The sequence below is a fragment of the Vibrio sp. Hep-1b-8 genome (assembly GCF_006124995.1).
Classification (GTDB): Bacteria; Pseudomonadota; Gammaproteobacteria; order Enterobacterales; family Vibrionaceae; genus Vibrio.
In genome coordinates this window covers 1-14113 of sequence record NZ_QEWN01000113.1, presented here as the reverse complement: position 1 = coordinate 14113, position 14113 = coordinate 1, and the positions used below count along the sequence as shown (strand labels likewise).

The window sequence follows — 14113 nt, the reverse complement described above, 5'->3', positions numbered from 1 at the left end:
CGAAGCAAGTTATTCGGAAAGCCATCTCCTAATTACTCTTTTGGATGTAAGTTTTAAGACTCTTCAACTTTTTTTTCAGTTCCTCAAGCTCTGGTGCTGGAGGTAAGGTACTGTGTTCTATATTTTTCTGATATAAATCCACAATATCTTTACTTAACATAGGAAAATCATCCGGTTCAACTTCAATCAAACCGTGCGCCAATGTCTGTTGCAATTGAATTATAGGCGAGGGAAAACTAGCATTCGGGCTCAAAACATGCTTCTCTGGATTAATTATGTTAACTGTAGATAAATCTTCGGCATCCTTATTATTTTCATTAAAAATAACGGAAGCAAAGGAAGCAAATAAAGGTAGTAGTAATAACTTCATTAGATTATTCTTCATGGAACCACCTCTTAAACCTAAAAGAAAGTGCTTTAAATATGTAAAACATCAACTCAATAAAAACAACTTACTTTAAAAAAAACAAAGATAACAATGATAACAACAAAAAGACAAAGCTAATTCAAACTTTAAAAAATAGTAATTTTCTTACAAAAAAAGAATCCAAAACATATTCATCAAAAAGTAAATGAGCATTTTAAAATCCACCTTTAAAAAACAAACACCTGAGTATTTCGATAATTGCGTTCAGATTTGATGTGAGAAATTACCTCCCTCTTAAAAAGAAAACACCTACAAATTAAAAGAAAAATAAGTGATAAATTATTATCAATGGTTTTCAATGTATTGGAGGTATCAATTTAAGATCTAAGCTATTAATTTGATAATAAAAAGTGATTAAGATTTTCACATATTACAGAGAGGTCACAATGAAATACATAACACTTCTATTACTTGTAATGTTAAATTCGACGTTTTCATATGCAATAGATGATTTTTATCTAATTAGAGATGTTGAGGTCGAGCTATCAGGGGACACTATAAAGGTCTCGTCTGAACTTGGGGGAAGCATAAACTGTGAAGGAGAAAATGGTGTTGGCGCGTGGATATTAAAAAGTAACAGTGAAGTCTATGATATGGCTAAGTCACTAATTCTTAGTGCATTTATCGCTGAAATACCTGTAATGATTGATTCAAGTTGCGATGAGGAAGGTATTAGGGTGATTGACAATATAATCGCAACAAAACGCGAGTAAAAACCGTCATTCAGGAAATCATAAGTGCAGAATAAAGCTAATAGAATGAAATTGATTCAGAAAATAGAACACCGCCACATCATTCATAGTGTGGCGGTGTTCTTTTTGACTAAAGCTAAGGCTTATTACTTACGACGACGCCATAGAGCTAGACCAAACAGTGACATCATGGCGCCAAAGCCAAATGAACCTGCCATGTTAAGTTCCAGGACCGCAGGATCGTGGTCAGAAGAACGGAAGTGGTCTTTGTACTTAGGTAGATCACCTTTGAACTCATCGTTGTAGTCAAACAATGTCGACTCACCACCATTGATGTGCCAATCAGTGGCATCAACAAAATGCTTCTCTAGACTTGAACTGATTAATAGGTGATCCAGTGCACCAACCTCATCATTGAACGAGTAACTCCAGCTGTTTGGATGTGCTTTTGCTACCGCATTAATGTAACCGTAGTTGTGTGAAATCAACGCACCTTCATCGCCGTATTGCACTTCACCATTAATGTAAGTGTTACGTGCTGCTTTGATTGTCTTAGCGTATTTCTCTTCACTGTAGTCAGTCAGAACCAGCATTGGATCTTCCATACCGTAAGAGTTCATATCGCCAAGAATCACTTTGTGACCGTCGATTTCATTCAGAGCATCGCCCAGAGCAACAGCCGCAGCAACACGGAAGTTCTCACATGAGCCTTGCTTATCTAGATCTTGACCGCCCTGACCACCTTGTTCTACTGGCGCTGCATCTTCCCAGCACTTAGAACCTTTTGACTTAAGGTGGTTAATAGCAACAGTGATCTGCTCTTTGGTACCTTTGACTTTAAAGGTAGGTGCCAATGAATCACGCTGGTAGTTCTTACCATCTTCAATCACTTTACCTTTATCATCCACGACTTCTGGAGCTTGTTGGCTTGGCATGGCAATAACTCGAGATTCTTGCAGCTTAACCACTTTTGGACGGTAAATAACCCCTGTGGTAATGACATCTGTACCGATGTAATCATTTTCATCCGTCACCTTGTCGCCATTTGAATCGATAGCAACAATAGCGTAACGATCTTTCTTCTTCTCGATACGAGCATTCAATTGATCAACCAACTGACGGATCGCACCGCTGTCACCAAAACCGTTATTCTCAATTTCCATTAAGCCAACGATATCAGCATCAAGACGCAAGATAGCATTCACAATTTTCGCTTGTTGAACTTCAAATTCTTCGTAATTGTTCGCACCACGGCTATCGCCATGCGGGTTGGTATTACCACCGAATGGTGAGTTGAAGTAGTTCAATACGTTGAAAGTCGCGATGCGTAGGTCGCCCTCTTTCATCTCAATGTCTTGAGTTCGCGGGTCATTACGAACAAAGCTTTCACTTGTTAGAGTATTGGTTGGAATCAGACGGTAATCGCCGTAACTATAGGTAATCACACCTTCTAGGCCAACAATCGTATCATCGATACGGATGTAATCTTCCGTCGAACCATCTTGATCTACATCTGTACGACCAAAGTCTGGGTAATATGGGATTGAGCCATTTGGCGCTTTAGCGTCAGACTCAACAAATAGACGACGCTCCGCGTTCTCGATACTTTGCTGTTTCGCTTCTTCTGAACCCGCGGCAAAGTTCTGGTTAGGCTGCATGCTAATGCGACCTTGAGCGAGAACCATGTTGTTGCGACGCGCTGCATAGTCATAACCGAAAGTACGAGTGACTCGCATATCCAACGCTTCCGTTGTTCTAACTAGCATGCCCTCGTAGCGTTCAAGAGTGCGATCAAAGTTAGCGTCAGTGGCAAGGATTTCGATATCCGTTGCACTCGGAGCTGCTTGCTCACCCTGCTTAACCCAGTTGTTGTTTTCCGCTTTTAGCTGCGTATGGTTGTAGTACTCTTGTACTTTGCCTTTTACACACACGATATCGCCAGCCTGAAGTTCCGAACTTGACTGATTAGTATGTACAAATAGTCCTTCTGACGTTTCAGGGTTGTAATCATCGGTCAGAGCTTGAAGGTAGAAACCTTTAGTTAGCCCTGTCGTCACTGCACTCACCACACCTTTAACAAAGAACTCTTGGTCGGTGATGTATGGATAGCCACTAATGAATGGAGAGGTATCACCTTCGCCTTGTATCTCTTGGATAGAAGTAAAGATTGGCTCAGCACCGTCTTGAGTACAAGCAAACGGCTGTGGAGCCGTACCGCCATCAAGAACACCTAAACCTTGAATACTGTCTTTCGGTAGTGATGACCATTGAGAAGCGTCATAAGTAGAAGATGGCGTCATCGCATCCGAATTACGTACTAAGGTGATGTCTGTTGCGAAAGAACTGCCACCCATCACTCCAAGTACATCATGTGCCACACCATCTTTGAGTAGCGCAACAGGATCGTTACCATTAAAGCTCATAACTGAGCCATTTAGGATATCGGCAACGGCTTTGATCTCATTACTCGCGCTGGTATTTGCGACAACCAAAACACTTTGCGCCTCTAATACACGACCACTTAATGACAACTTACTGCCCCAATCACCGACACCATTATTGATTTTCGCCAGTTCATAGCCATCCAGAGAAACCGAACTATCACCCGTATTGGCAATTTCGATCGCTTTGTTGTTGCTGCCACCTTCGACATACTGAGAAATAATTACGTCAGCCATTGCTGGAGACGAGAGAGCACCTGCTACCACTGCTGCAAGTAGCGTTGGAGTAAATTTTTGTTTCATGTTATCCACCATGCATCGCTTCCAATGTCGAACAACAACGAGAAAGCGTGTTCCAAATCACTATTTGTGTGACTACCTATTAATAAACCATGTCCAGTGTTGTCCTTTTTTATGAAACAAAAAATTACATTCAATGACAGTGAGATGCTGATCTCATAGATGTGATGAATAATTGAAGCACAGTCAAACTTTCAACAAAACGGGATAACAGAAGTTTCATTTTTGAGATTAGAGCACTGAATTAATTAAGCTTTCGCTAATTAATAGAATAAAAGCTCTAGTCAGCAGTGTCTTTTATGTGTATTAAAAAAGGCGCTATACAGCGCCTTTTGGAGAAGGTATTAAAGCTATTTCAGCCTGTTATGTTCGTCATCATCCTTACGTTCATACTCGCCCTCAAATGTCGAGCCTTGGCTTTGATCATGTCGATAGGAGGTATCGTGATTGAAAGGGTTCTGTCCAAACTGATCGCCGTGAAAACTGCCATGGAATCCACCGCCTACAGATTTAACCACCATTTTACTCATCAGATATTTAGCGATTGCAGACCTAGGCGCTGGTAATAGAACAAGCATCCCCAATGCATCAGTCATAAAGCCAGGTGTTAACAGCAACACACCCGCAACCGCTAACATCACACCTTCAAAGATCTGCTGTGCAGGGAGTTCGCCCTGCTGAAGGCGATGTTGTACCGACATTAACGTCTGAATACCCTGACTGCGTACCAAAGATGCACCGACAAATGCAGTGATCAGCACCAAGGCAATGGTTGGCCACAAACCTAGGTAGCCACCCACTTGAATAAATAGGCCTATTTCAATAATAGGTACGAAGATAAACAGCAATAATAAGATAGGAAACACACGCCCTCCTTTGTTCGCTTCAGTGTACGTGTTCAGCAGGGTGAGCTCAAATTAAAGCAGTAAAAAAACGTGACAAGAATGTGATAAAAAACTCAATAAGACACTACCACTAAAGGGCTATTAATACCCTGTTCATATCTTGCAAAACTTTAACTAAACAAAAGCAAAAAAGGTGATCAAGTTACTATTTTTAAATGCTAGGTACAGTATCATGTGCCACATAAGTCAGGACGGATTATACAGCCAAAAACTCTGCCGAATGGATTCCTTAACTACAGAATGGCTAGAATTGAACTTAATTATCAGAATAAATCTCTAAGGATCCTGTATGGCTACCCTAACTGATGCCCCAAAAAAGGCGAACCAAGCAACTCGTATTGAAGAAGACCTACTAGGTGAACGTCACGTTCCTGCTGACGCTTACTACGGTATCCACACTCTTCGCGCTATCGAAAACTTCAACATTTCAAGTACCACCATCTCAGATGTACCTGAGTTTGTTCGCGGTATGGTAATGACGAAAAAAGCGGCTGCACTTGCGAACAAAGAGTTGGGTGCTATTCCTAAAGACGTTGCAAACTACATTCTTGAAGCGTGTGATTTGATCCTTGAAACAGGTAAGTGCATGGATCAGTTCCCATCAGACGTATTCCAGGGTGGCGCTGGTACTTCAGTGAACATGAACACCAACGAAGTCATCGCGAACGTTGCACTAGAACTTATGGGCAAGGAAAAAGGCCAATATGAGTTCATCAACCCGAATGATCACGTAAACAAGAGCCAATCAACGAACTGTGCCTACCCTACTGGTTTCCGCATTGCGGTTTACAACAGTGTACACCAGTTGATGGAAGCGATTGAGTACCTAAAAGGTGCATTCGAACTTAAAGCACAAGAATTCAAAAACATACTGAAGATGGGTCGTACTCAGCTTCAAGATGCGGTTCCTATGACAGTAGGCCAAGAATTCCATGCGTGGGCAGTAACGCTAAACGAAGAAATTCGTGCCCTAGATTACACATCTAAGCTGCTGCTAGAAATCAACCTTGGTGCGACAGCAATCGGTACTGGTCTAAATGCTCCGACAGGTTACCAAGCTCTAGCGGTAAAACACCTAGCCGAAGTAACTGGTCTTGAAGTCGTTCCTGCTGAAGACTTAATTGAAGCGACTTCTGACTGTGGTGCCTACGTAATGACACACGGTGCACTTAAGCGTCTAGCGGTGAAACTATCGAAGATCTGTAACGACCTTCGTCTGCTTTCTTCTGGTCCACGTGCAGGTCTAAACGAACTGAACCTTCCTGAAATGCAAGCTGGTTCTTCAATCATGCCAGCTAAAGTAAACCCAGTTATCCCTGAAGTAGTAAACCAAGTTTGCTTTAAAGTTCTAGGTAACGACAACACGGTTTCTTTTGCAGCAGAAGGTGGTCAGCTACAGCTAAATGTTATGGAACCAGTGATTGCACAAAGTGTATTTGAGTCTATCTCTCTACTACACAATGCCTGTGTCAACCTACGTGATAAGTGTATCGATGGTATTACTGTGAACAAAGAAGTTTGCGAAAACTACGTTTACAACTCAATTGGTATCGTGACTTACCTAAACCCATACATTGGCCACCATGAAGGCGATATCGTCGGTAAGATCTGTGCAGAAACAGGTAAGAGTGTTCGTGAAGTTGTCCTTGAACGAGGCCTACTCACTGCGGAAGAACTGGACGATATTCTTTCTGTTGAAAACTTTATGCACCCAACGTATAAAGCCAAACGCTACGAATAATCACCGCAAGAAAGGGCTCCCAAGGAGCCCTTTTTTGGACGCTTACACGTTAACCACACAACGAACAAGGTTTTCTATTCCTATTATCTAACCACTTAGACACTGAGTCGTTAGGTAATTCGAATTATCATTTACATTTAAGAGGTATCAATATGGTGGCAGTCGAACTGTTTGTCGTTCTGCTCTTTATCTATTTAGGAGCAAGAATTGGCGGTATCGGAATTGGTTTGGCGGGTGGTGCAGGTGTTATCGCACTCTCTCTAGTGCTTGGCGTACCAACCAGCCAAGCGTTTATTCCGGTCGATGTTATTCTCATCATCATGTCTGTAATCACAGCAATTGCCGCAATGCAAGTTGCCGGTGGTATGGACTGGCTAGTGCAAGTGGCAGAAAACTTTTTGCGTAAACACCCTGAGCGCATCACCTTTTATGCGCCAATTGTAACTTTCGTCATGACGCTAATGGCAGGTACGGGACATACTGCGTTCTCAACACTGCCTGTTATTGCTGAAGTTGCTAAAGGTCAAGGTGTACGTCCTTCTCGTCCTCTATCTATCGCGGTTGTTGCTTCTCAGATTGCTATCACTGCTTCGCCAATCTCTGCGGCTGTTGTGGCATTTGCGGCTATGCTAGCGCCTATGGGCGTTGATTACCTGACGCTACTGGCTGTATGTATTCCAACAACATTCCTTGCTTGTATGATTGGTGCATTCGTCGCGAACTTCATGGGTAGTGAACTTAAAGATGACCCTATTTATCAAGAACGTCTTGAAAAAGGTCTGATCAAGCTATCAACTGAAACCCAACGTGAAATCTTACCAACTGCAAAAACAGCCACTTACATCTTCCTTGCTGCAATTGGCTTTGTGGTTTGTTATGCCGCTGCAATCTCTGGCTCAATTGGTCTGATCAAAGACCCTGCTCTGGGTCGTAACGAGGCGATCATGACAGTGATGTTGGCAGCGGCAGCGGCAATCGTGCTTATTACCAAAATTGATGCATCTAAGATCCCATCTGCTGCAACATTCCGTTCAGGTATGACAGCATGTGTCTGTGTTCTAGGTGTCGCATGGCTTGGTTCAACGTTTGTCAACGCGCACGTTGCAGGCATTAAAGAGGTGGCGGGTGAGTTGCTTGCTGATTACCCATGGATGCTAGCAATGGTACTGTTCTTTGCTTCAATGCTGCTGTACTCACAAGGTGCAACTACCGTAGCTCTAATGCCTGCGGCACTTGCTATTGGTGTTGCTCCGCTAACGGCAGTGGCTTCGTTCGCTGCAGTGAGTGCACTGTTCGTTCTGCCTACCTACCCTACTCTGCTTGCAGCGGTAGAGATGGACGATACAGGTTCAACACGTATTGGCAAATACGTATTTAACCACCCATTCTTTATCCCTGGTGTGGTGACTATTGCGTCAGCGGTTGCTCTTGGCTTTACATTCGGTGGTTTATTCATCTAATAAACACGACGATTAAAAAGGGAGCTTCGGCTCCCTTTTTTATTTTGTTTCTCGTAAAAAATTAAGATCACATTTTATTTTTGACTTTAATCAATAAAGTGTTCAAAAACCTTTTATGCATTTTAATCCCAACGTTTGAATAAAATTCCCGTCAAATCAAAAACAGCCAATAAGTGCTTGTTACACCCTTGTTCCAGTCAGGCACATAAGAATATTAATCCGCCTATTTCAAACAAATAACCCAAGAAAAAAACACATCCTGACTCAAGCGATTTTCATCTGTATGTTTTTGTGAAGATCACCAAGGTTAATCTCATCTTAATACTTATAAAATGACAACAAAGAACGGAAATATAACGTTCTAAATATTTAAACGAATACCAATAACTTACCCTACCAATAAGTTATTTAATTATTAATAACAATGAGTCGCTGATTCACTTTTATTTATTGGTATATAAATAAAAGTAAGGAGATAGCCATGACAACCCAAACTGTACCGACTGAAGCAAAAAAAGGCGGCTTCTTTGCCAACTTTAAATTCCCTTCTGCATACACCATTCTTTTTGTCTTAATCGCTCTGGTTGCAATGCTGACCTGGATTGTTCCAGCAGGCCAATACGACCGTGCAATGAACGAAGATCTGGGCCGTGAAGTCCCAGTCACCGGAACCTATAAAGCGGTTGAAGGAAACCCGCAAGGTGTTATCGATGTACTTCTAGCGCCTATTGATGGTTTCTATGACCACAATAGCTATGAAGCCGCGGCTATCGACGTTTCTTTATTTATCCTTGTTATCGGTGGTTTCCTTGGTCTTGTGACCAAAACAGGTGCCATTGATGCGGGGATCGAACGCGTTACCCATCGTTTGCAAGGCCGTGAGGAGATGATGATACCGATCCTGATGGCGCTATTCGCTGCAGGTGGTACTGTCTACGGTATGGCTGAAGAGTCATTACCATTCTACACCCTTCTTGTCCCTGTCATGATGGCTGCACGCTTCGACCCACTTGTTGCAGCGGCAACGGTACTACTCGGCGCAGGTATCGGTGTACTAGGCTCAACCATCAACCCATTTGCTACTGTTATCGCAGCGAATGCATCTGGTATTCCATTTACCGATGGCATCATGTTACGTGCGATTATGTTGGTTGTCGGCTACGGCATCTGTGTAGCATACGTTATGCGCTACGCTCGTATGGTGCGTGAAGACCAATCTAAATCAATCGTTTACGACAAATACGAAGAGAATAAGGCTCACTTCTTAGGCAACCAATCTGACGAAGGTCTTGAGTTCACTACCACTCGCAAAGTTATCCTGACTATCTTTGGCGGCTCATTTGGTGTGATGATCTACGGCGTATCAGTTGCTGGATGGTGGATGGCAGAAATCTCTGCGATGTTCCTCGCGGCTACAATCCTGGTAGGTCTGGTGGCTCGTATGAGCGAAGAGGACTTCACTAACAGCTTTATTGATGGTGCTCGTGACCTACTAGGTGTCGCACTGATTATCGGTATCGCGCGCGGTATTGTTGTGGTCATGGACCGAGGTATGATTACCGACACGATTCTGTTCTCTGCTGAACAAATGGTTACTGGTCTTTCATCTGTTGTGTTCATTAACGTGATGTTCTTCCTTGAGATCTTACTGTCATTCCTAGTGCCTTCTACCTCTGGTCTGGCGGTACTAACAATGCCAATTATGGCGCCACTAGCGGACTTTGCTGGCGTTGGTCGCGACCTGGTTATCACTGCATACCAATCAGCATCAGGCTTGGTTAACCTTATTACCCCGACCTCTGCTGTCGTTATGGGTGGCTTAGCTATCGCTCGTGTTCCATATGTTCGTTGGGTTAAATGGGTCGCACCACTACTTGCCATCCTGACTCTATTCTGTATTGCTGTGCTAAGTATTGGCGCTCTAATCTAGGTTTCTTTTCCTAGCCCTGGCTCACAAGGTAGTGAGCCCACTCAAAACCGCCTTCGGGCGGTTTTTTTGTTTTGTAGCGAATAAAGGATTTGCTCTGTTCAGAAACAGGCTCGCTCAATACCTTTACCTCCTAGCTTCTCGCTCCCTTACAAGCCGCTGTGACCTCTCTTACCTAGAAGTCAGGTCCAAATTCCCCTATGGCGTTACCTATTATCCGTACCAAGCGTTCATCAGTATGCCGATGTTTATCCGTTAATTAGAAAAAGTATCAAATATAATGAATTAAATTAATCCACTCACCAATATCGAATAATTGAAATCAAAAACCTTAATGTGATCGAGATTACATTTACTACCAAATATTTTGTTATAAAACGATTAAATACACTTACAAAAGCACTTAACTAGGGCGATTTACTGCATATTTCAATCTTATTCAGACATTAATCAATATAATTGCCATGCATATTTTTCCTCATATTCAACATTTACTTGGCCTGTTGAATAATAGAATGCATAAACTTCCCTAACAAGCGGCTTTTTAGGGGTGTTACAGCTCAATAACAACTGCATAGATATTGTTAAAAGCCTTATAGAATAAGGGCTGGAGCATAAAAAACGTTCTGTGATTGATCTCTAAGAAACCTACACCAACAGGCGTAATATGAATTCCAGAAACAAAATAAGTGAATAAATAAATTCACACCTCAATTCCCTACAAATTAATTATTAGTTTTTAAATAAAGACTAATTATAAAATAAGAGAGATACGATCATGAGTAAGTTTTACGTAGGTTCTGAAATCGGTCAATTACGTCGCGTTCTTGTTCATCGTCCAAGACGAGCTCTAACTCACCTGACGCCTTCTAACTGTCACGACCTGCTATTTGATGACGTATTAGCGGTAGAGCGTGCAGGTAAAGAGCACGACGTATTCACTCAAACTTTGCGCGATCAAGGTGTTGAAGTTCTTCTTCTTACTGATTTGCTTGCTGATACTCTAGCAGTTCCTGAAGCAAAAGACTGGCTTCTAAGCCGTCAGGTTTCTGATTACCGCTTGGGTAAAACGTTCGCTAACGATGTTCGCTGCTACCTAGGTGATCTACCAAACCTAGAACTTGCAAAAATCCTGACTGGTGGTCTTTCATACGCAGAAATGCCAATGAAGTCATCTTCAATGATGCAAGGTCTGCATGCTCCAACTGACTTCATCATCGAACCACTTCCAAACCATCTATTCACTCGCGACACGTCTTGCTGGGTTTACGGTGGTGTATCTATCAACCCAATGGCGAAACCGGCTCGTCAACGTGAAACAAACCACGTACGTGCTATCTACCGCTGGCACCCAACCTTCGCTGGCCAAGACTTCATTAAGTACTTCGGCGACGATGAAAACATCAACTACGACAACTCTACGATTGAAGGCGGTGATGTACTCGTTATCGGCCGCGGTTCAGTGCTTATCGGTATGTCTGAACGTACAACCGCTCAAGGTGTTGAACATCTAGCGTCAGGCCTGTTCAAAAACGGTCAAGCGAAACAGATCATTGCAATGGAGTTACCTAAACACCGCTCTTGCATGCACCTAGATACTGTAATGACGCACATGAATGAAGATACCTTCTCTGTCTACCCAGAAGTTATTCGTAAAGACGTTAAGTGCTGGAGCCTAACTGGCGATGAATCAGGCAAAGTAAATGTGAAAGAAGAAGGCTACTTCGTTACTGCTATCGAGAAAGCACTAGGCGTAGACAAGCTAAATCTAATCACCACTGGTGGTGACAACTTCCACGCAGAACGCGAGCAATGGAACGACGCTAACAACGTTCTTACGGTGAAACCAGGCGTGGTCATTGGCTACGAAGGCAACACTTACACCAACGAGAAATACGACAAAGCAGGTATCACGGTTCTACCTATCCCAGGTGACGAGCTAGGTCGTGGTCGTGGCGGTGCGCGCTGCATGAGCTGCCCAATCGAGCGTGATGGTATCTAACTAAGTGATTTGTGGCAGGAGCCCTATTGCTCCTGCCCCTGCAGAGAGATTAAAGCAATGACTAAACAAACAGTAGTAGTAGCACTTGGCGGTAACGCCCTACTTCGTCGCGGTGAGCCACTAGAAGCAGAAGTTCAACGCCATAACATTGAAATCGCGGTAAAAACGATTTCTGAAATTGCCAAAGAGTACAACGTGGTACTGGTACACGGTAATGGTCCACAAGTAGGTCTACTCGCTCTTCAAGGATTGGAATACAAGAAAGTATCTCCATACCCACTTGACGTACTGGGTAGCGAAACACAAGGCATGATCGGCTACATGCTAATGCAAGAGTTCAAGAACCAAATGCCAGACATCAACGCGACTTGCATGTTGACTCAAATGACGGTTGATCCAAACGATCCTGCGTTTGCTGACCCAACTAAGCCTATCGGTCCAATCTACGAAGAAGCTGAAGCGCGTGAAATGGCTGAGAAGTACCAGTGGACTATCAAACCAGATGGCAAACACTTCCGCCGTGTCGTACCAAGCCCACAACCAACTGGCATCATCGAGCACGAAGCGATTACTAAGCTCATCGATGAAGGTCACCTAGTTATCTGTACTGGCGGCGGTGGTATTCCAGTTAAACGTGAAAACGGCAAACTGGTTGGCGTCGAAGCCGTTATCGACAAAGACATGTCAGCAGCATTCCTAGCAAAACAGCTGGATGCGGATGCGCTACTTATCCTGACTGACGCCGACGCGGTTTACCTAGACTGGGGCAAACCAACTCAACATGCACTGCGCAGCACCACTCCTAGTGAACTGGCCAAATACCAATTTGATGCTGGCTCAATGGGACCAAAAATCGAAGCGTCATGTGAGTTCGTTAAACAAGGCGGCAAAGTGGTCGGCATCGGCTCACTAGAAGATGGTCTTCGCATCCTACAAGGCACTGCGGGCACCAATATCACTAAAGGTTAACACTGCTGACAGTTTGAATCGGGTCAGAAGCCTTGTGTCTCGTTGAATTAGCGAGGCTTCTGAACCCCAACTGTCATCAGAGGCAAAAATACTCAATTTATTACTGCGCTTTCTACCTCTTTCCCTGCAACCAGAAAGCGTTAAACGATAAGAAGGAAAACATCATGGCTTTCAACCTACGCAACCGTAACTTCCTAAAACTACTAGACTTTACTCCACGTGAAATCCAACACCTATTGGATCTTTCTGCGGAACTTAAAAAAGCAAAATACAACGGCTATGAGCAACCTCGTCTAAAAGGCAAAAACATTGCGCTAATCTTCGAGAAAACGTCGACTCGTACTCGCTGTGCCTTTGAAGTTGCGGCATTTGACCAAGGTGCTCAAGTTTCTTACTTAGGCCCATCTGGCTCTCAAATCGGTCACAAAGAATCAATGAAAGATACTGCGCGTGTTCTTGGTCGCATGTATGACGGCATCGAATACCGTGGCTTTGGTCAAGAGATCGTTGAAGAGCTAGGCGCTTACGCTGGTGTACCAGTATGGAATGGCCTAACAGACGAATTCCACCCAACTCAAATCCTAGCTGACTTCCTAACTATGATGGAACACGGCCGTGGTAACCAACTTCACGAAATGAAGTTTGCTTACCTAGGTGATGCACGCAACAACATGGGTAACTCACTCATGGTTGGTGCGGCTAAGATGGGTATGGATATTCGCCTTGTAGCGCCAAAAGCATTCTGGCCAGAAGAGCAGCTTGTTGCTCAATGTCGTGCAATCGCTGAAGAAACTGGTGCTAAGATCACCATGACAGAAGACGTTCAAGAAGGCGTTCAAGGCTGTGATTACCTATACACTGACGTTTGGGTATCTATGGGTGAAGCGAAAGAAGCTTGGGCTGAGCGTATCAACCTAATGATGCCTTACCAAGTCAATATGGACATGATCAAAGCGACGGGTAACCCAGATGTGAAATTCATGCACTGCCTACCAGCGTTCCACGGTGAAGATACTACCGTTGGTAAACAGCTAGCGGCTGAGTACCCACAACTGAAAGACGGTGTAGAAGTGACCGATGAAGTGGTTGAATCTAAACACTCTATCGTGTTCGATGAAGCAGAAAACCGCATGCACACTATCAAAGCGGTAATGGTGGCAACTCTAGGCGACTAATCGAACTGCAGGGGAATGCGGGTGGCATTTGGCAAGGAGAGTAAAATCCCCCTGAATAAAGCCCGCATTTTTTT

At 43.5% G+C, this 14113-nt stretch carries 10 protein-coding genes; 7 read left to right on the top strand and 3 right to left on the bottom strand.

The window, feature by feature from the left end; all coding sequences use genetic code 11:
• Positions 1–28 precede the first annotated feature (28 nt).
• Positions 29–385, bottom strand: coding sequence for a hypothetical protein (locus tag DA100_RS14225; RefSeq protein ID WP_138972752.1), 357 nt, complete (start codon positions 383–385; stop codon positions 29–31).
• A 428-nt stretch (positions 386–813) separates the two neighbouring features.
• On the opposite strand from DA100_RS14225, the gene DA100_RS14220 reads away from it, so the two are divergent.
• The gene (locus DA100_RS14220) at positions 814–1140 is read left to right on the top strand and encodes a hypothetical protein (RefSeq protein ID WP_138972751.1); all 327 of its coding nucleotides are present in this window, start codon (positions 814–816) and stop codon (positions 1138–1140) included.
• A gap of 125 nt (positions 1141–1265) precedes the next feature.
• Here the strand turns inward: DA100_RS14220 and DA100_RS14215 are convergent, their stop codons facing one another.
• Together DA100_RS14215 and DA100_RS14210 are read right to left on the bottom strand one after the other, a co-directional pair.
• Complete coding sequence (locus DA100_RS14215; RefSeq protein WP_138972750.1) at positions 1266–3863, bottom strand: ExeM/NucH family extracellular endonuclease; 2598 nt, start codon at positions 3861–3863, stop codon at positions 1266–1268.
• 347 nt (positions 3864–4210) lie between these two features.
• Entirely contained in the window at positions 4211–4726 is a 516-nt protein-coding gene (locus tag DA100_RS14210; protein WP_138972749.1) for an FxsA family protein, read from the bottom strand.
• 328 nt (positions 4727–5054) lie between these two features.
• Between DA100_RS14210 and aspA the strand changes: the two genes are divergently transcribed.
• From aspA to DA100_RS14180, 6 genes are all read left to right on the top strand, one after another.
• A complete protein-coding gene (gene aspA, locus DA100_RS14205; RefSeq protein WP_138972748.1) occupies positions 5055–6506 on the top strand; it encodes an aspartate ammonia-lyase in 1452 nt (483 codons plus the stop codon).
• A 152-nt stretch (positions 6507–6658) separates the two neighbouring features.
• Positions 6659–7966, top strand: coding sequence for an anaerobic C4-dicarboxylate transporter (locus DA100_RS14200; RefSeq protein WP_138972747.1), 1308 nt, complete (start codon positions 6659–6661; stop codon positions 7964–7966).
• Positions 7967–8447: 481 nt separating this feature from the next.
• Complete coding sequence (locus DA100_RS14195) at positions 8448–9896, top strand: YfcC family protein (protein WP_138972746.1); 1449 nt, start codon at positions 8448–8450, stop codon at positions 9894–9896.
• A 775-nt stretch (positions 9897–10671) separates the two neighbouring features.
• Complete coding sequence (gene arcA / locus DA100_RS14190) at positions 10672–11895, top strand: arginine deiminase (RefSeq protein ID WP_138972745.1); 1224 nt, start codon at positions 10672–10674, stop codon at positions 11893–11895.
• Positions 11896–11952: 57 nt separating this feature from the next.
• On the top strand, positions 11953–12864 hold the full coding sequence (arcC, locus tag DA100_RS14185; RefSeq protein ID WP_138972744.1) for a carbamate kinase: 912 nt from the start codon (positions 11953–11955) through the stop codon (positions 12862–12864).
• A gap of 164 nt (positions 12865–13028) precedes the next feature.
• Entirely contained in the window at positions 13029–14039 is a 1011-nt protein-coding gene (locus DA100_RS14180; RefSeq protein ID WP_138972743.1) for an ornithine carbamoyltransferase, read from the top strand.
• Positions 14040–14113: the final 74 nt, after the last annotated feature.

What these genes read in the sequence shown, in the direction of transcription:
- DA100_RS14225 (WP_138972752.1), bottom strand. Translation starts at nt 385, where the DNA reads ATGAAGAATAATCTAATGAAGTTATTACTACTACCTTTATTTGCTTCC.
- DA100_RS14220 (WP_138972751.1), top strand. Translation starts at nt 814, where the DNA reads ATGAAATACATAACACTTCTATTACTTGTAATGTTAAATTCGACGTTT.
- DA100_RS14215 (WP_138972750.1), bottom strand. Translation starts at nt 3,863, where the DNA reads ATGAAACAAAAATTTACTCCAACGCTACTTGCAGCAGTGGTAGCAGGT.
- aspA (WP_138972748.1), top strand. Translation starts at nt 5,055, where the DNA reads ATGGCTACCCTAACTGATGCCCCAAAAAAGGCGAACCAAGCAACTCGT.
- DA100_RS14200 (WP_138972747.1), top strand. Translation starts at nt 6,659, where the DNA reads ATGGTGGCAGTCGAACTGTTTGTCGTTCTGCTCTTTATCTATTTAGGA.
- DA100_RS14195 (WP_138972746.1), top strand. Translation starts at nt 8,448, where the DNA reads ATGACAACCCAAACTGTACCGACTGAAGCAAAAAAAGGCGGCTTCTTT.
- arcA (WP_138972745.1), top strand. Translation starts at nt 10,672, where the DNA reads ATGAGTAAGTTTTACGTAGGTTCTGAAATCGGTCAATTACGTCGCGTT.
- arcC (WP_138972744.1), top strand. Translation starts at nt 11,953, where the DNA reads ATGACTAAACAAACAGTAGTAGTAGCACTTGGCGGTAACGCCCTACTT.
- DA100_RS14180 (WP_138972743.1), top strand. Translation starts at nt 13,029, where the DNA reads ATGGCTTTCAACCTACGCAACCGTAACTTCCTAAAACTACTAGACTTT.